This window comes from Vibrio sp. NFR (assembly GCF_027587095.1).
Lineage (GTDB): Bacteria > Pseudomonadota > Gammaproteobacteria > Enterobacterales > Vibrionaceae > Vibrio > Vibrio harveyi.
This window is the reverse complement of the sequence record NZ_JAPPTN010000010.1, coordinates 62,929-80,107: the sequence shown is the minus strand read 5'-3', so window position 1 is coordinate 80,107 and position 17,179 is coordinate 62,929. Positions and strand designations below refer to the sequence as shown.

Sequence of the window (17,179 nt, the reverse complement as noted above, 5' to 3'; positions counted from 1 at the left end):
AACCTTAAAGGCTCATTAACGTTTAAGGAGTGGTTATGTACCAACAACGGATTGTGATTGATGGATTGCAGTACTGCAATTGGGATCGAGAATACTTCCAAACGCTGAAGGCGAGCGGTATTACGGCTGTGCATGCGACGATTGTTTATCATGAAAATGCACGAGAAACCTTAACTCGCTTTGCCGAATGGAACCTGAGATTCGAACAAAATGCAGACCTGATTATGCCTATTTACTCGATGGCTGACGTTGAGAAAGCAAAGGCAGAGGGTAAGGTTGGTGTCTTTTTTGGTGCACAGAATTGCTCTCCAATTGACGATGAAATCGGCTTAATAGAAGTCATGCGCCGTCAAGGTTTGCTGATTATGCAGTTGACGTACAACAACCAAAGCTTGCTGGCAACAGGGTGCTATGAGCAGAACGATTCTGGTGTCACGCGTTTTGGTAAACAAGCCATCGAAGAGATGAATCGTGTCGGGATGATCATCGATATGTCCCACAGTGCTGAGCGCTCAACGCTGGAAGCGATTGACCTTTCTTCACGTCCCATTTGTATTAGTCACGCGAACCCAACGTTTGCTCATGATGCTCTGCGCAACAAATCGAACAACGTCATTAAAGCGCTCACCGAACGTGGCGGCTTGATTGGCTTTAGTCTTTACCCATTCCATCTTCCAAACGGAAGCCAATGCACGCTAGAAGATTTCTGCCAAATGGTCGCGAAAACTGCCGATCAGTTCGGTGTGGATCACTTAGGCATCGGCAGTGATCTTTGTTTAAACCAACCACAACAAGTGCTTGAGTGGATGCGCAACGGTCGTTGGTCCAAAGCAATGGACTATGGTGAAGGCTCCGCTAGTAATGCGGGGTGGCCTGATGCTTTGCCTTGGTTTAGTGGCAGTAAAGGGATGGAGAACATTTACAACGGCTTAATGCGTCATGGATTCAGTGAATCCGAGGCAGGAAAAATCCTGGGTGAGAACTGGTTTAACTTCCTTGAAGAAGGGCTGGAGGCGAGCTAGGTCGTAACCCAAATAAACATGGAATAGCTCGCTCAAAAAATAATAACAAGGCGAGTGTTAAAGTCACTTTTTGTAGCCGTTATGGCAGCTGCAATAAACCTCTGGAGTCAGAGTATGTCTGATCTAACCAATAGCATGAAAGCTTCAACGATGAGCGTGTCATCAAAGAAGCAACAAGCAAAACACAACGACACTTCAGCAACGGAAAATTCACCGGATAAGTTAGGGTTAAGTAACCCGGCACTTTGGTATAGCGGTGGCTTTATTGCCTTGTTCGTAGCTATCGCGCTTTACGATGGAGAGTTGCTATCAACGTTAGTTAATACGGGATTTGCGTGGTCAGTAAAAGTCTTCGGCCCGTACTGGCAGATACTGCTTCTTCTCACTTTTCTTATTGGTCTTGGCTTGGCTGCAGGGCGAACAGGCAAGGTGATTTTAGGCGGAACAACGAAGCCTGAAATGGATGGTTTTCGTTGGATGGCAATCATCTTCTGTACGCTTTTAGCTGGCGGCGGCGTATTTTGGGCGGCGGCAGAGCCTATCGCGCACTACGTGAGTCCTCCACCTTTGTATGGTCCGCAAGACAATCCTCAGCAAGGTGCCATTAATGCGTTGTCACAGTCGTTTATGCACTGGGGTTTTCTCGCGTGGGCTATTGTTGGCAGCTTAACGTCTATCGTGGTCATGCATTTACACTACGATAAAGGACTGCCGTTAAAACCTCGTATCTTGCTTTATCCAGTGCTGGGTGAGCGAGCGCTAAAAGGTCAAACGGGTGCGCTGATTGACGCATGTTGCATCATCGCCGTAGCGGCAGGAACCATTGGACCGATTGGGTTCCTAGGTTTACAGGTTAGCTACGCGTTAAATGCATTGTTTGATATCCCGGATGGCTTTACCACACAGTTGATCATCATCTTATTTGCGATTGTGTTGTACACCGTCTCTGCCCTGAGTGGCTTAAACCGCGGGATGCAAATGCTGAGTCGTTACAACGTGATTCTCGCGTTAGTGTTGATGGTTTATATCCTTCTATTTGGTCCAACAGATTTTATCTTCAATGGTTATATTCAAGGCGTGGGTACCATGCTGGATAACTTTATCCCAATGGCAACTTACCGTGGTGATGAAGGTTGGTTGAGCTGGTGGACAGTATTCTTCTGGGGCTGGTTCTTGGGCTACGGACCGATGATGGCGATCTTCATTGCACGTATCTCTCGTGGTCGCAGTATTCGTCAAATTATCTCGACGATCAGCATTGTTGCTCCGCTTACTACGTGTTTTTGGTTCACCATTGTTGGTGGCTCTGGCTTAGCGTTTGAAATTGCGAACCCAGGCAGTGTGAGTGCAGCATTTGAAGGCTTCAATTTACCGGGCGCGTTACTCGCAGTGACTCAACAACTGCCAATGCCGCTACTTGTTTCAATCTTGTTCTTGATTTTGACCACGATCTTCATCGTTACTACTGGTGACTCAATGACGTACACCATCAGTGTTGTGATCAGTGGTGAGACAGAACCAAATGCGATTATTCGTACTTTCTGGGGCGTGGCTATGGGTATCACCGCGTTGATTCTCATCTCACTTGGCTCTGGTGGTATATCAGCCCTGCAATCCTTCATCGTGATTACAGCCGTTCCAGTGTCATTAATTCTGTTACCGTCACTTTGGAATGCACCGCAGATCGCTATGAAGATGGCGAAAGAGCAAGGGCTATAACAACGGTTATAACAAAAAGATCAAACCCAATAACGTGGCGCTTGTGTGGGTGAATCCTCCCCACACCTGCACAAGCCCTTATTCTTACAATAAAAAATAGGTGGTGAGCAAAATGGATGCACATCGTTCTACTTACACTGAAACAACACTTCGCAACGCTGCAATTGTGATGGCACCAGATAGGCTAGGGGCTATGCACCAAAATCGAATCAGCTTTGTACGAAGCTTGAGCCGAAAAATGGCGAGTCAGGAATGGCAAGTGAGCAAACATGAGTGGCAATTGTGTCCACGCGGTTTTGGTCATGTAATTTACAAATTAGCGACGCCGGAACACATTTATCACTTGGTTGTTTTTTGCGATGAAATTGCTGATGAAGAGCGTAACGACCGAGTCATTGCTGAAAAATGGGACGTAACCTTTGCGCTGGTCAAAGGTGAAGTTAATGTTGAGTTGTTAGAGCAACTTCGAGCCAATGTGCCTTTGCAAGAAGCGGGGCGCAATCCAAACAATGTGCTTGTTCTTGCTCGTGCGAATAAGAGTGTTCGTGTGTTTGAACACATTGTGAATGCGCTTTCTAAAGGTGAGCAGCCAGAGCCTTCGGAACTGGCAAAAGTGGGTTACATCCTAAGAACCACCGCCGTTTATGGTAACGGTAAATTTGGTATTGCCGATTTTAAACTGCTGGAGAACAACCCTGACTTCAACCAATCGTTCAGTGCACAAATGTGTGCCGTTTATATGCTGCGTGAATTCAGTTTAGATTGGGTTCATTACCTTGCTGCGAAAAAAGGCGGAGATAATGCTGTTGCACTTCACAAAGGTCTGCAGCGCTATCTAGGTGTAGGGAACGCAACTGGCTTGGGTATGGCGCCATATTTAATCAACCATCCATGTATTGTTGACCAGTGGATGACATCACGTGAGCGTGCTATTGCCAATGTGCTTGCCATGCCATGTGAATCTACCGAGTTAGAGCTGCCGTTAAAAGCCCTGCTTAAAAAAGCACAGCGACACTTAGAGCAAGTGATAACAATCAATGAACATCAAGATCAGCTTAATCATCAAGCGATTGCGGATCTCCAAGCGCTACAAATTAACTTAAATGCTTTGATGGCAGAGCACTCGAATTGGGCAAGCTTGATCAAACAAACCACAACCATGAGTTTGGAAGCCCAAGAAATCTTAACTTCATGTTTGATCGAGCTTTACCCGTCTTTGGTTGATGAATTTGAAAACCAAATGAACACCGATGAGTCACTCTCTATTCCTGGTGGAAAAAGCGTTCAAGATGTTTCGCAAATACTAGAGAGCAAATACCGTTGGTCAATCGATGCCGACTACACGTTACCAGAGAACAACTATTGGTTCTGGTATCGCTCACAAGACAAAGAAGAACCGAGATTAGGCATTCGTGGGGAAGAAATCGGTGAAGAACGTGAGTTGCCACTCGATATAGGGCGACAAGTAAACCGCCTCTACCATGCGCTGCAAACGTGCCAGCCAGAAACATCGTTGGCGGAGTTCTTACTGCAGCATCCGCAGTATCGTGCAATCACTCGTCGTGTATGGACGCTCGGCAATCGAGAAATGGGCGATATCCAGATGAATGTACTACGTGAAGACGCACTACCGATGCATCTACTACGCTGTAAGTTAGCAATCTTTGGTGCGACTAAGTTTGATCCGCGTTCAGACCGATGGGTGCGCGTGACCTTTTTCCAAGGCGCACCATTGCTTGATGAGATTCAGGACCCGCGTTTCAGCGATACGTGGATTTTCCCAACCATGCCAGAGCGTGAAGAAATCGCGCAAAGCGACAATCAAAAAATCACTGGAGGTTTTGCATTATGATCGTTTCGCATAACGAGCTGGTAGCAGCAGTAAACAAAGCTTTTCTTGGTATGCGCCGTCATTGCGGTGAAGCCGATGTGATTGCCAATATGGTTGCGGATCTGCAAATGGTGGGTTTGCACGGCGTGCGTCACTTCAACAACGCCAGCCTGTTTCTCAACTTAGATTCAGATTGCGCGGTCACTATTACGAGTAACACCGACTCTCATATCGAAGTCGAGTTACACAATGGCAGTATCGCCTGTCATTTACCGGCGGTGTTGGATTTTGCGCTTGAGAAAATGGTCAACAACAAGAGCGTCACCATCACACTCAAACAATGCCACAATCGTTGGTTAGCGTTTAGTGAGCTAGTTAGGCTATCTGCCAAAGGCATTGCGTGCCGTGCTCAGTGGGTTAATGGCACTAGCCCAAAGCGAACCTTGTATGTGTTAAACCGTGGGCGGATTGCACCAGAGGTATTCTTTTCTGATCAGATTGAAGACAACAGTACCGATTATCACAGTATGACGATAGAGCTTGCCGTAACGGATTTTGATATCGAAGCAAGTTCACAAGGTTACGCAATTCATATTGATGGAGATGAACTGAATCGTGCGCAGAAAACGTCGTGGGAAGAGGGTATCTTTGTTGAAGACGCAGAATGGGAAGCTCTTAAACAAACTGCCACAGTCTTCCTTGTTGAGAACAGTGAACGCTCGGTACAAGGCGCGGGTGAGTTAGTGTAGCGCAACCAAAACGGCATCATTGGGAATAGACAGAGAGGTAGCTGAATGCTGCCTCTTTTCGTTTAAGAATAAAGCAGGATTATGATTCTCAACTACGCTAATGACAGGTTGTTTGCATGACGAAGGAGAATCAAATGAGCACCATGCAAATCGATATAGAAGAGAATAAGCGCAATGCCATTGCCTTCTATGAGATGGCGTATCGAGGAGAACCGAGAAAAGCGGTCGAGCTGTACGTGGGGGATGAATACATTCAGCACAATCCGTTAGTGGGTAACGGTACCGAGCCATTTATCGCTTATTTCGAGCGAATGCAGGAAGAGTATCCCAACAAAGATATTACGTTTGTTCGCGCAGTTGCAGAGGGGAATTTGGTGGCACTGCATACTCATCAGACGTGGCCTGATGATGTGGAATATGTAACGATGGATTTCTTCCGCTTTGATCTAAACGGTAAGATTGTCGAGCATTGGGATGCGTTGCAGGAAATACCGAAAGAGACAGCAAACGGGAATACCATGTACTAGCGCACCGAGCCTTGCCATACGCGTTAAGCACGGCAAGGCACTGAGATTGTATTTAAGTCTATTGCGCTTGGTTATCCAACCACTCACGTGTCACCGTGTCTAAATCTCGCCCTTCACGACTGATTTTGTAATCCAATTCCGCAATGATATCGTTTGAGAAACGGAGCGTGTCCAGTTGGTTTAACTCGTCTTGAGTAAATTTATCTGATTTGTCCTTACGCAGTAGTAAAACGGCTTTATCAATAATGCCTAACAAACCTTTCGGTTCGGTGAGCTCTCTAATTGCGTATTTATAGTGAAGAAATTGAGGTTTCCAAAGTGGCACAACAACCCATCGTTTCTCTTTCACCGCTTGTTCAAATGCGGTAAAGCAATCTTCTTCCGTCCCTGTGTGGAAATGGTAGCCTGCTTGGGTTAGTGCGTATTCGTCCATCATCTTGATCGAAAAGCGCGTAATGCCTGCGCCAGGGTTGATGCCTTGAATATCGGATTTCATTTTCGCTACAACTTTAGGTTTAGTCAGGTCGCTCACTTCTGATACGAGTGCTTCTGGAACGTAATCTGGTACACCCCAAAGTGCGTAAGGTTCGTAGTGTAAGCCGAGCTCCAGTAGGGGTTGTACTTCTTCTACCGATGCTTTGTAAATGCCGTGACTTGATGGTAACCAAGCCGAAGAAAGCATGTCGATTTCACCAGATTTGAGCTTTGAGAAGTTCTCTTCATGGGGTGAATAAATACGCTCGACCTTAAAACCCATATCATTGAGTATATGGCTGACAAGAGAAGCAGTGACACGATGAAATGAGAGGTTAGTGACACCGAGTTTTATAGCTTTTGACGTGTTAGTTTGAGTCATACTGAATTCCTTATTTTTATTCGTGCGAAGTTGAGTCGTGCACTGTGTTTTCGAAGTGATAGTAGGCTCAAGATAGGAAGGGATAAATAGCGAACGCTTTGAGTTACTGTCAAAAATGATTTGATAATCAAGTGCGATAATTACATGAAGGATGTTGAGCAAGGTTGCGGGAAAGGGGGCTTAAGTCGCGGATCAATACAGTAAGAACAGTCCTTCGTATCCACCAATATGAATGTCGGAAACATAGTCTCCAACATTGCCATCCTTGTCGACAGGTCGCATTGGTTTGTCTAGCGTGATGGTGATTTTGGGCGCAGTAAAATAGTCCGCGCTTTTGCCAAAAAAATCAGTGCGATATAACACGCGCCCTTTGCTAAATTCTCTTGCTAAAACCATCTCAATGGGACCATCAGAAACTACGGACTCCTCTGAGCGAAAGGCAAAATAGGTATATGTCGGTAGGACGTGAGCAAGACCATCGGGCAGATCTGCGTGCACCACTTCATTCATGGAAGAGTCACCAACCACGGTGTAATCAGCGGCTGAAGGAGTGCTGGTGGACATCATCAAAGGTATTGCTGTAAAGCCTTCTGGGATTTGATTTACTGGTTCGCCCAGATCAACGGCAAGTAATGTAGTTGGTTGATAAGCGATGTTTTTGGGTACTCCGGCTTTCCAGAAGTTGTCGACAGTGGTGTTGTTGCTGCCGTACAGATAACCGCTGTTCCATTGATTAAAATAGCTGTATCCCGAGTGGTGATTTAAGTAAAACGCTGCTAATGCAGAGTATTGATCCTGCTTCCAATTGTCTTCAGTGTTACCGAAGTACTGAACTCGACCATAACGTGTTGTTGCTTGGTAAATCACTTTCTGACCAGCTTTGGCGAGAGCGGCGTTATCCCAGAATTTAGCCAAGCCTGCATAGCCACTAAAGCCAATAGAAGGGAATAGATAGTGCTCCCGTAAGTACAGGGAACCTGCTTTAACTAAATGACTCTGTCCAGTGCGACCATATAAGTTTGCCGTGCCTATGTTGAGACCAATTAGCACATCCGGATCCAGCGTTGCCAGTTTGTTTAAAAATGCCGAAAACTGAGCTTTGTACGCATCATCAGCGGCTTGGCTTCCTGCAACCAAACCAAGCTCATCTAACATACCACCGGAATAGATGTAGAACTGATTTGCACCAAGCAGTTTGTTTGTATCGTCATTGTATGCACCGTTTAAGCCTTGTTTCGTCCATTCTGCTTGGTAATAGTGGCGAACTGCGTTGGCAAAGTTGGGATTGCCGAGATTGGTTAATGCCCACGAGGAGGTTTGGTTCCACATTCGCCCAAATGGAATGACTCGAGACTCCCAACGGAAACGAGCGGTCGCATTTTTGTTTGAGCGGTTTTTATATTCATTCCAAGAGAGATAATTGTCTTGGTTAAGATCCGCAGATTTATCAAAGCCACGAATTTTGCGCCAACGTTGAATCGTTTTTCCGTCAGGTGTTGCCGTTGGTGCATTCGTCAACTTAACGGTTGGAAAACTGTTCTTGAGCTTCACTTCTTTTAGGTGAGGGCGATTCTCAATATTGTCACCATGCCAAGTCACTCTCGCAACATACAAGCGACCACCATCTCGCAAGAAGGTCGAACCAAAGTACTGACCGCCGCCATAGGTTTGTCCACTGCCATCGTGCGTTGTGGCACGAACCCAATCTGATGGAACAGACCAGTTTACAGTCTGGTTTTTGGTCATGCTCTCGGTTTTGTCTTTCTTAATATCGAAGCTTGTCCATTCTGTTACCTGACCGAACGAATCGACAGAGGAAGGATATTCAATGGTGAAGCTGCCACCTTGAGCAAATTGGGTGAACTCAAAAGCTAAGCGGTCGAACTTTTCTGAGTGATAAACATAGAGCGCCCCGCCATTATGAGCTTGACCGAATACGTCAGCGTCCCATGGCGGTGATTGATATAGCCAAAAACCGGCGTGGTCGGCGCTAGCGGTATAGCCAACGATCATCGGTTTTCGATTAAGCAGGGTATTTTCGCCATGAGTTTCGTCTACCTCGGCGATGATGGTGTCTTCGGCAAAATGGAGAAAGTAATCCTCGTAATCAATCCCATTCAGCTCTGCCTCGTTGCGAATATCGTTTCTACCCATCCTGTATTGAGTTCAAGTTTTTGGTTGTACATGTAGCCAATGGCTTTGACGCGCTCGTTATCGGCTTTGTTTGGATACGTTCCAAAAACAACATCGGCATTCTCTAGCTCCCATTCAATCGCAGCAGCGGCTGAGATTGGGGTATCTTGCATATCAACGCCTTGTTCATGTAACCCTGGTAGAATGATTGCTGTCGCTGCCCATGTCATAGGCGCAGAAAGTAAGCTCAGAGCGCCCAAAGCTGAGAGCATAAAATGCATTGGCTTCATCATTGAGTTGTCCCAATCAAAAATGTTGATTACTCAAATTGCGAATCAAATTAAGAAGAAGTATTAGCGATAGGTATGACCAATTCAAGGAAGGGTGAGTGTGTCTTTTGGTTTATCACTTTTATATCGAATCAATAGTTGTCGCTATTCAGTAATTTATAAAATTAATATTTACTGTCTCAAAAATGAAACTTGAAGAATAAAAGTTTCGATATTTCTAGTTCTTTTCAAAATGAAAATTTACGTATTTACGATGGTATTTCATGAAGAGCTAAAATAAGCATCAGATTTTATATTTTAAAAGTGAACTTTGTTGAGTTATTCATCAAAATGATTATCAAAATAAACTCATAAAGGTAAAATAGAGTGGCAATATAGTTCGCCTCGCTGGGGTTCTTTCAGTTTTGGCATATAGAGCGTATAAATCCGAAGTTGTGCTAGATAGTCCTCACACGGCTAGCCGCCTTTTGTTTATTCAGTTCATTGCCACTTTCTTATATTGAAAGTGCATATGAAACTAACTTTTTTTGTCTATATACACTTATAAAAGTCAGATAGAAAAAATATAAGTATTTTATTTAATCGCTTGTTTACAATAAGTAAACATTTGACCCTTTTGGATAAATGTCGCATGAATGCAAAGAATAAACTTTTAGCATCAATAGGTATTTTAATAATTACGATCGTAACTATTATTTCAGTGTTGAGTTACAACCAAATTAACTCTTCTTCCACAAACTCTTACCAAACTAACCTTTCTACCAGTACACATTTAATAACGTCAGCTGTTGAACAAAAGATCCAAACTTACTTTACGAGCTTAGAAGCGACAGCGTCTGCCATTGAAGTCAACAACCAAACTGCATCTATTGATAACCGTATGGTGGAGATGTTGGTTCAAGGTACAAAGAGCCTAGGGGTTTCCAACTACTTTATCGCGCTTCCTGACGGAACTCTTTACGATTCAGATTCAAAAGGTCTGCATCCAACTTTTAATGCTAAAAAGCTGCAAAGGGAGTGGTATGTAAAGGCGATGTCTGGGCAGGACCAAGTTGTCACTAAGCCGTTTAAAGCGAGCACGGGACAGATGTCTATTTCTCTCGTTATTCCGGTAAAACGAAACGGTGAGGTCGTGGCGATTGTTGGTTTGAGTCTGCTGATGAACGATTTGACTCGCTTCATTAATGGGTTGGCGGAAGACAGCAATGTTTTTGTTGCTCGTGAAGATGGTTACTTGATGGCGGCGTATGAAGAGCAGCTTGTCGGCGAAGATTTGTTTGAGTTACGACCTTCATACAAGCAGTACGCGAGTGATGCATCTAGCTCACACTCTTACACGGTTCCAGACCGTGGTGAGTTTTACGTTGTATCTGAACGTTCGAAAGCGCTTGGTTGGACCGTTTGGGCTTTCGCGAGCTGGGAAGACATTAAAGCGACGTCTCGTGAAGCAGTGATCACCAACTTAGTTTCTGGTCTCGTGTTCATTATTATTGGCACGCTAGGTGCGTCATTGTTAATTCAAAAGTTGTTATACAACCCAATTGGTGGTGAGCCGAAAGAGATTGAACGTCTAGTCGACAAGATTGCGAATGGTGATCTGACTGATATTCCAGCTGCAAAAGGCAGTGACATTGGTGTGTATCGTTCAACACTGTTAATGGCAGATAAGTTGAAGACTATGATCACCGACATCAATTTGTCTTCGGAAGAGCTTATTGAAGCGTCGAGCAAGCTGGAGCGTTCATCTATCAAAGTGGATGGCTCATCTAAATCTCAAATGATGCAACTGGAGCAAGTTGCAACCGCAATGAACGAGATGACAGCAACGGTGGCTGAGGTTGCCCAAAGTGCGGTTGAGGCATCAAGCTCATCAAGCGATGCAAATAACAGCTCAGAGCAAGGTTTGACGGTTGTTGCTCAAATGAACTCTGATATTACGACGCTTGTAAACGACATCAACCAGGTCCAACAGGTGATACGTAACGTTCATACAGAAACGGAAAATGTCGGTGGTATTCTGGATGTGATTCGTGGCATTGCTGATCAAACGAACCTGCTTGCACTGAATGCTGCTATTGAAGCTGCACGTGCTGGTGAGCATGGTCGCGGTTTTGCTGTAGTAGCGGATGAAGTTCGCTCTCTTGCGACGAAAACGCAACAAAGCACCAATGAGATCCAATCGATGATTGAAGTTCTGCAAGAGCAAGCGAACAAGTCGGTATTGCTGATGCAAGACAACTCGGACAGTGCAAAACGCACGCTTGATAAGGCAGAAGAGGCGACGTTATCTCTAGACCAGATTCGCCATGAAATCCAGCGAATCCAAGATATGAACCACCAAATTGCCACTGCGGCTGAAGAGCAATCTCAGGTGGCGCATGAGATCAACGAAAGCGTGATTAACGTGAATGATCTTGCACGTGATACGACGGTAGATGTTCAAGACAATGTGGATACATCAGAAGCCTTGATTGCGATGTCGAATAAGCTTCGTGATAGTGTCAGCATGTTTAAGTTGAACTAAGTTATATCGTTCAAGTTTAAGACTTAACACCAACGAAAGAGAGGCGCATGCCTCTCTTTTTATTGCCTTTCATTGACTTCCTTTCCATTAGGTTTTTCAACAAATCTCGTTAAACCTAAACTCATTGCACCAGTCATATACTCTGCTATGTTGGTTGTTTATTATACAAAAAATTAACAATCTAAATTTTTATACATTTTTATTGCATAAAATCTCTTTCTTGCTAGTATAACTCCCAGATGACAATTAATGCAGTATGGCAGCATGAGTATTCAAGTTAAAAGTATCAATAAATCTTACGGCGATACCCAAGTTTTACACGATGTCAGTTTTAATTGTGAAAGCGGTGAAACGCTGGTGTTACTCGGTCCAAGTGGTGCAGGGAAGAGCTCTCTACTACGTGTTCTTAACCTTCTTGAAGGCGCGGATAACGGGCAATTAAACATCGCTGATGACGCATTCGACTTTTCAACTGAAATCAAAGAGAAACAAGGTTTAGCGCTTCGTCGTAAAGTGGGCATGGTTTTCCAACAGTACAATCTATGGCCACACATGACAGTGATGGAGAACCTGATTGAGGCTCCGGTCAAAGTCTCTGGCATGGATAAAGAAGAAGCGAAGAAGCAGGCAATGCAAATTCTCGCAACGCTGCATTTGGCAGACAAAGCGGATGCATGGCCGATGCAACTTTCTGGTGGTCAGCAACAACGTGTGGCGATAGCCCGTGCGCTGATGATGAAACCAGAAGTCTTACTTTTTGATGAGCCTACCGCAGCGCTTGACCCTGAAATTACGAATCAAGTGGTCAAGATCATTAATGATTTAAGCGAAACGGGAATTACACAAGTTGTTGTGACCCATGAGGTAGATTTCGCCAAGAAAATCGCTAGCCATGTTCTATACCTAGAAAAAGGGCACATCGTAGAGCACGGCACGCATGACGCATTTGTTAATCCGCAAACCACTCAGTTTGCCGATTACCTAAATCACTAAATTACGTTTTTAAAGTTCAGTCTATTTAACAGATAAGCTCGGCTGTCATTGCGAGTGTCAGCCCACTAAGTACACACGGAGTATTGCAATGAAAAAGATTCTACTAGCTTCACTAATCGGCCTTTTCTCAGCGAACGCAGCAGCACAAGAAGAGATCAAATTTGCGATGGAAGCGACTTACGCACCGTTCGAATACATGGATGAAAACAACCAAATCCAAGGTTTTGATGTGGATCTGGCGAACGCACTATGTAAAGAAATGGAAGCAAAATGTACCTTCCACAACCAGTCTTTTGACAGCCTGATCCCTGCATTAAAATTCAAGCGTTATGATGCGGCTATCTCTGCAATGGATATTACTGATGCACGTTTGGAACAAGTAAACTTTTCTGACCCTTACTACGACAACTCAGCAGCGTTTGTTTCTATCAAAGAAAAAGTGGCTGATCAAAAAGCACTAGAAGGTAAGCGTGTTGGTGTTCAAAACGGTTCAACACACCAAAGCTACCTGATTGAGCAAATGCCGGGCGTAACCGCGGTTCCTTACTCAAGCTACCAAGACGCGTTCATCGATATGAAAAATGGTCGTATTGATTCTGTATTTGGTGACACAGCAGTCGTAGCAGAATGGTTCAAGAAAGAAGACAACCTAGCTTACGTGGGTGAGCACGTCACTAACCCTAAATACTTCGGTAACGGTTTCGGTATCGCAGTAAACAAAGGTAACGACGAGCTAGTGAACAAGCTGAACACGGCACTGAAAACAGTGAAAGCAAACGGCGAATACGACGTAATCTACAACAAGTACTTCGGTAAGTAATATGGCACTAACGGGTTACTCTTTATCGCTTGTTCAAGCTAGTTGGATGACTGTCCAGCTAGCCTTCACAAGCCTTTTAGTCGGTTTGATTCTGGCAGTGGTATTCGCCAGTGGTGAAATGTCTCGCCGTGTTTTCGTTAAATGGCCAATGACGGCGTTTGTGACGATTGTACGTGGCTTGCCAGAAATCCTTGTCGTGTTGTTCATCTATTTTGGTTCGACGCAGGTTCTGTTTTTAATCACCGGAGACTTTATAGAGGTTAGCCCGTTCTTGTCCGGCGTGGTGGCGTTGTCATTGATCTTCGCCTCTTATGCTTCTCAAACTCTACGTGGCGCATTGAAAGCCGTTGGAAGAGGGCAAAGAGAGGCAGCAAGTGCACTCGGCATCAGTCAAGCACACGCTTTTGTTCGCATTGTTTTGCCACAAGCAGTAAGACACGCACTACCAGGTTTAACTAACCAATGGTTGGTTTTGCTGAAAGATACCGCGCTTGTATCACTGATTGGCGTAACGGATTTATTGAAGCAAGCGCAGCTAACATCTGCAGCAACGCATGAAGCGTTTACATGGTACGCAACTGCTGCGGCGATTTACTTAGGCATTACTTTGATTACGCAACGTGCCGTAAAACTGATTGATAAGAAGTTCTCAATTCAAGGCATGAGTATGGGACAGGAGGCTACCGCATGAACGAACAACACGTTTGGCAAATGCTGGATGGCTTAGGCACTAGCCTTCAATTGACCGCCGCTTCTTTGGTGGTGGGCTGTCTCTTAGCTTTGATGATGACGCTGACTCTGATCTTACGTACTCCGGGTTTGCATTGGTTAAGTCGTGGCATCATCACCTTGTTTACTGGTACACCTTTGTTGGTGCAGATCTTCTTGGTGTATTACGGTCCAGGTCAGTTTGATGTCGTAAGAGAAAGCGTACTCTGGACATGGTTAAGCCAACCTTGGTTCTGTGCGATGCTAGCACTAGCACTCAATACCGCTGCTTACAGCACTCAGTTGTTCAAAGGAGCGTTTAACGCGATTCCTTCCGGTCAATGGCAAGCGTGTCGTGCATTAGGCATGAACAAAACAGCAACACTGAAAGTGCTTCTGCCATACGCTATTCGTCGTGCTGTTCCGGCTTACTCGAACGAAGTGATTTTGGTCTTCAAAGGCACGTCACTAGCAAGTACGATTACGATCATGGATCTGATGGGTTACGCGCAGCGCATTAACGCACAAACTTACGATACGTTGACAGTATTTGGTGTTGCAGGCGCATTTTATTTAACGGTAAATGGTGTGCTGACTCTCATTTTCCGTCAGGTAGAGAAGAAAGCATTGGCGTTCGAAGCCGCATAATCCTTCAATCAACACTCATCGTTTAGTTCCACAGTGCCTCTGCGAATGACTCTCTTGCAGGGGCATTTTTTATATTTGTCATGGCAAATTCCTCGAGTTCCACCAAACTTAATTCAACCCAATTGCATTGGTGGCATCATGGAAAGAAGACACTTTTTAGCACTGTGGACATTGTTGTTCGCCCCCTCTTTAAAAGCGAAAACACCAATGCGGTCGACGCCAGCACAAACAGAAGGACCATTTTATCCAGTAGTGGATATTCCTCCTCGTCAAAACTTGATTCTGCAATCAGAAGGCTTGGTCGGTGAACCTATCGTGTTGCAAGGCAGAGTATTAGATACATCGGGAAACCCTGCCTCAGGCATCAAAGTAGAAATCTGGCAATGCGATGGGCAGGGGATTTACGATCATCCTAAGCAACCAAATAACGATAAGTTTGATGCTCACTTTGCTGGCTTTGGCGCAGTCGAAACTCAATCGGATGGTCGCTACTTGTTTCAGACCTTATACCCTGTACCTTATGCTTCTCGCCCACCGCACATTCACGTTAAGTTGTGGCGAGATAATCAAGAGCTTCTGACCACTCAGTTGTACTTGAAAGGCAATACTGGCGATGAATGGTGGGGAGGCAAAGCCCGTGATTACCTGCAGTTTGAAACTATACGAGTCGACGGGCGGTTAACGAGCGAATTTAACTTTGTGATTGGCTAGCTAATCCGATTAAGCCATTAACTCAACCAATTGCGCCAAGTATTCTTTGTCCAGTATTGGATGAGGCTCAACACCCGTGACCAGTACTATATCCACGGAAGGCAGCGATGGCATATCGTTTAAGATCTCGAGATCATCGCTAACGCTAATACTGCCCATAGCACCGATAGCCATGCCTGAACGTACAATCGCTCTTTGTGCCGATGCTGTATTGCAACACGCCAGTAGTTGATAAGGGATACCACGTTTGGTTAATCCGTCTACCGCAGCCGCATGGTATTTGCAGTCGGTTTGGAAAAGGGCAAGAGGGAGAGGTTGGGCGGTCTCGATGCTAAAATCAGGGTGAGCAATCCACACGCCTTTGTCGCTTGCTAGCCAATAACCTTCTTCACTGTCCGGTGCTCTAGTCACAATAGCGGCGTCTAGCTTTCCTTCATCCAGCTTTTCTCTCAAGGTGATGCTGGGCTCACTGAAGACTTGAATCGAACACGTGGGTTCAGATTGTTGTAATACACGAATGACTTTAGGCAGGATATTGTCGTTGTAATCTTCTGGACAACCTAAGCGAAGAGGACGCTTATTTTCATAGCGTTTCACCTGTTTCAGCGCTTGATTATGCAAGCTGACTAGTTGCTCTGCATGAGAGCGTAGTGCCAATCCCGCTTCACTTAAGACAAGATTGCGACCTTCTTTTTCAAATAAGCTGACACTGAGCTCGTCTTCCAACTTACGCATTTGTGCACTAAACGCTGATTGGGTGCGATTGATCTGCTTGGCAGCACGAGTGAAACTTCCCGTTTCTACAAAAGCAAGAAAGCTGCGCAACGCATCGATATCCATATCTAAAACTCATCCATCGTTTTTGTTGAAGTGTTCTATCAAAACTATCCGTTAGTCCCCTTAAATACAATCAGATATTGTGAATGGGTAATCAAAACACGAACCGCATAGAGGCGTCATGAAACTGTTTATTGCTAACCAAAACTACTCAAGCTGGTCACTTCGCGCATGGCTGATCTTTTCTCAATTCAAACTGGATGTGGAAGTCACCAAGCTCAAGTTATTCACGGAAGATTTTTATAAGACCTTGGAAGATATTACACCAACGGCGAAAGTACCGGTCTTGATGGATGGCGATGCAACAGTGTGGGATTCATTAGCGATTTTGGAATACGTAAACGAGCAATACTTGCAAGGTAGAGCATGGCCAAGCAACTCCGCAGTACGAGCTAAAGCACGCGCCATCGCTTCAGAAATGCATTCGGGCTTCTTTGATTTAAGAAACGAACTCCCAATGAATATCCGCGCGCGCAGAAAAGTCGATTTAACTGAAGGTGCACGTAAAGATATTGCTCGCATTGACGCTATTTGGGCAGAACAAGCCAAGCTGCATCCGAACGGCTGGTTATTTGGAGAATGGTCGATTGCAGATGCTATGTATGCACCTGTGGCATTGCGTTTCCAAACTTATGGCATCGAGTTATCGAAAGGTGCCAAAGCTTACCAACAGAAGGTGCTAGCAAGTGAATCTTTACAGCAATGGTTGGAAGAGGCGAGTCAAGAAACGGATATCGTAGAAGAAGATGAAGCTGGGGTAGAGGTTTAAAGTCACCCCTCTACGGTGGTTGCTTAGTCTACGTCTAAGTAA

14 protein-coding genes and 1 pseudogene are annotated in these 17,179 nt (G+C 45.0%); 12 read left to right on the top strand and 3 right to left on the bottom strand.

Annotated elements, in window-relative coordinates; all coding sequences use genetic code 11:
• Positions 1 to 35: 35 nt before the first annotated feature.
• From OH463_RS18365 to OH463_RS18345, 5 genes are all read left to right on the top strand, one after another.
• Positions 36 to 1,022: a membrane dipeptidase gene (locus OH463_RS18365; RefSeq protein ID WP_182025440.1), complete on the top strand. Its 987-nt coding sequence runs from the start codon at positions 36 to 38 to the stop codon at positions 1,020 to 1,022.
• 150 nt (positions 1,023 to 1,172) lie between these two features.
• Positions 1,173 to 2,741: a BCCT family transporter gene (locus OH463_RS18360; RefSeq protein ID WP_370445504.1), complete on the top strand. Its 1,569-nt coding sequence runs from the start codon at positions 1,173 to 1,175 to the stop codon at positions 2,739 to 2,741.
• Positions 2,742 to 2,853: 112 nt separating this feature from the next.
• Complete coding sequence (locus OH463_RS18355) at positions 2,854 to 4,593, top strand: hypothetical protein (RefSeq protein WP_269991972.1); 1,740 nt, start codon at positions 2,854 to 2,856, stop codon at positions 4,591 to 4,593.
• The gene (locus OH463_RS18350) at positions 4,590 to 5,321 is read left to right on the top strand and encodes a DUF3726 domain-containing protein (protein ID WP_053053089.1); all 732 of its coding nucleotides are present in this window, start codon (positions 4,590 to 4,592) and stop codon (positions 5,319 to 5,321) included. The genes OH463_RS18355 and OH463_RS18350 overlap by 4 nt, the downstream gene beginning before the upstream one ends.
• Positions 5,322 to 5,455: 134 nt before the next feature.
• Positions 5,456 to 5,848 carry a nuclear transport factor 2 family protein gene (locus OH463_RS18345; protein ID WP_017190898.1) on the top strand — a complete coding sequence of 131 codons (393 nt, stop codon included), beginning with the start codon at positions 5,456 to 5,458 and terminating at the stop codon, positions 5,846 to 5,848.
• A 58-nt stretch (positions 5,849 to 5,906) separates the two neighbouring features.
• Here the strand turns inward: OH463_RS18345 and OH463_RS18340 are convergent, their stop codons facing one another.
• Together OH463_RS18340 and OH463_RS18335 are read right to left on the bottom strand one after the other, a co-directional pair.
• Positions 5,907 to 6,704, bottom strand: coding sequence for a glycine betaine ABC transporter substrate-binding protein (locus tag OH463_RS18340; RefSeq protein ID WP_269991968.1), 798 nt, complete (start codon positions 6,702 to 6,704; stop codon positions 5,907 to 5,909).
• Positions 6,705 to 6,896: 192 nt separating this feature from the next.
• Positions 6,897 to 9,130, bottom strand: a pseudogene (locus tag OH463_RS18335) (hypothetical protein).
• Between the two features lie 628 nt (positions 9,131 to 9,758).
• Between OH463_RS18335 and OH463_RS18330 the strand changes: the two are divergent.
• From OH463_RS18330 to OH463_RS18305, 6 genes are all read left to right on the top strand, one after another.
• Entirely contained in the window at positions 9,759 to 11,651 is a 1,893-nt protein-coding gene (locus tag OH463_RS18330; RefSeq protein WP_005450160.1) for a methyl-accepting chemotaxis protein, read from the top strand.
• A 264-nt stretch (positions 11,652 to 11,915) separates the two neighbouring features.
• Positions 11,916 to 12,644, top strand: a complete 729-nt coding sequence (artP, locus tag OH463_RS18325; RefSeq protein ID WP_005450159.1) for an arginine ABC transporter ATP-binding protein ArtP — start codon at positions 11,916 to 11,918, stop codon at positions 12,642 to 12,644.
• An 88-nt stretch (positions 12,645 to 12,732) separates the two neighbouring features.
• Positions 12,733 to 13,464: an arginine ABC transporter substrate-binding protein gene (locus OH463_RS18320; protein WP_029790703.1), complete on the top strand. Its 732-nt coding sequence runs from the start codon at positions 12,733 to 12,735 to the stop codon at positions 13,462 to 13,464.
• 1 nt (position 13,465) lies between these two features.
• Positions 13,466 to 14,155 carry an arginine ABC transporter permease ArtQ gene (gene artQ / locus OH463_RS18315; RefSeq protein WP_005388570.1) on the top strand — a complete coding sequence of 230 codons (690 nt, stop codon included), beginning with the start codon at positions 13,466 to 13,468 and terminating at the stop codon, positions 14,153 to 14,155.
• Entirely contained in the window at positions 14,152 to 14,820 is a 669-nt protein-coding gene (gene artM, locus OH463_RS18310) for an arginine ABC transporter permease ArtM (protein ID WP_269991963.1), read from the top strand. Before artQ ends, artM begins: the two co-directional genes overlap by 4 nt.
• A gap of 138 nt (positions 14,821 to 14,958) precedes the next feature.
• On the top strand, positions 14,959 to 15,531 hold the full coding sequence (locus tag OH463_RS18305) for a protocatechuate 3,4-dioxygenase (protein WP_269991961.1): 573 nt from the start codon (positions 14,959 to 14,961) through the stop codon (positions 15,529 to 15,531).
• A 9-nt stretch (positions 15,532 to 15,540) separates the two neighbouring features.
• On the opposite strand, the gene OH463_RS18300 is transcribed toward OH463_RS18305, so the two are convergent.
• Positions 15,541 to 16,371: a LysR family transcriptional regulator gene (locus OH463_RS18300; protein ID WP_269991959.1), complete on the bottom strand. Its 831-nt coding sequence runs from the start codon at positions 16,369 to 16,371 to the stop codon at positions 15,541 to 15,543.
• A 118-nt stretch (positions 16,372 to 16,489) separates the two neighbouring features.
• Between OH463_RS18300 and OH463_RS18295 the strand changes: the two genes are divergently transcribed.
• Positions 16,490 to 17,137 carry a glutathione S-transferase family protein gene (locus OH463_RS18295; RefSeq protein ID WP_047516023.1) on the top strand — a complete coding sequence of 216 codons (648 nt, stop codon included), beginning with the start codon at positions 16,490 to 16,492 and terminating at the stop codon, positions 17,135 to 17,137.
• Positions 17,138 to 17,179: the final 42 nt, after the last annotated feature.

Coding starts and splice junctions, on each gene's coding strand:
- OH463_RS18345 (WP_017190898.1), top strand. CDS start 5,456: ATGAGCACCATGCAAATCGATATAGAAGAGAATAAGCGCAATGCCATT.
- OH463_RS18350 (WP_053053089.1), top strand. CDS start 4,590: ATGATCGTTTCGCATAACGAGCTGGTAGCAGCAGTAAACAAAGCTTTT.
- OH463_RS18300 (WP_269991959.1), bottom strand. CDS start 16,371: ATGGATATCGATGCGTTGCGCAGCTTTCTTGCTTTTGTAGAAACGGGA.
- OH463_RS18295 (WP_047516023.1), top strand. CDS start 16,490: ATGAAACTGTTTATTGCTAACCAAAACTACTCAAGCTGGTCACTTCGC.
- OH463_RS18305 (WP_269991961.1), top strand. CDS start 14,959: ATGGAAAGAAGACACTTTTTAGCACTGTGGACATTGTTGTTCGCCCCC.
- artQ (WP_005388570.1), top strand. CDS start 13,466: ATGGCACTAACGGGTTACTCTTTATCGCTTGTTCAAGCTAGTTGGATG.
- OH463_RS18330 (WP_005450160.1), top strand. CDS start 9,759: ATGAATGCAAAGAATAAACTTTTAGCATCAATAGGTATTTTAATAATT.
- OH463_RS18340 (WP_269991968.1), bottom strand. CDS start 6,704: ATGACTCAAACTAACACGTCAAAAGCTATAAAACTCGGTGTCACTAAC.
- artM (WP_269991963.1), top strand. CDS start 14,152: ATGAACGAACAACACGTTTGGCAAATGCTGGATGGCTTAGGCACTAGC.
- OH463_RS18355 (WP_269991972.1), top strand. CDS start 2,854: ATGGATGCACATCGTTCTACTTACACTGAAACAACACTTCGCAACGCT.
- OH463_RS18365 (WP_182025440.1), top strand. CDS start 36: ATGTACCAACAACGGATTGTGATTGATGGATTGCAGTACTGCAATTGG.
- artP (WP_005450159.1), top strand. CDS start 11,916: ATGAGTATTCAAGTTAAAAGTATCAATAAATCTTACGGCGATACCCAA.
- OH463_RS18320 (WP_029790703.1), top strand. CDS start 12,733: ATGAAAAAGATTCTACTAGCTTCACTAATCGGCCTTTTCTCAGCGAAC.
- OH463_RS18360 (WP_370445504.1), top strand. CDS start 1,173: ATGAGCGTGTCATCAAAGAAGCAACAAGCAAAACACAACGACACTTCA.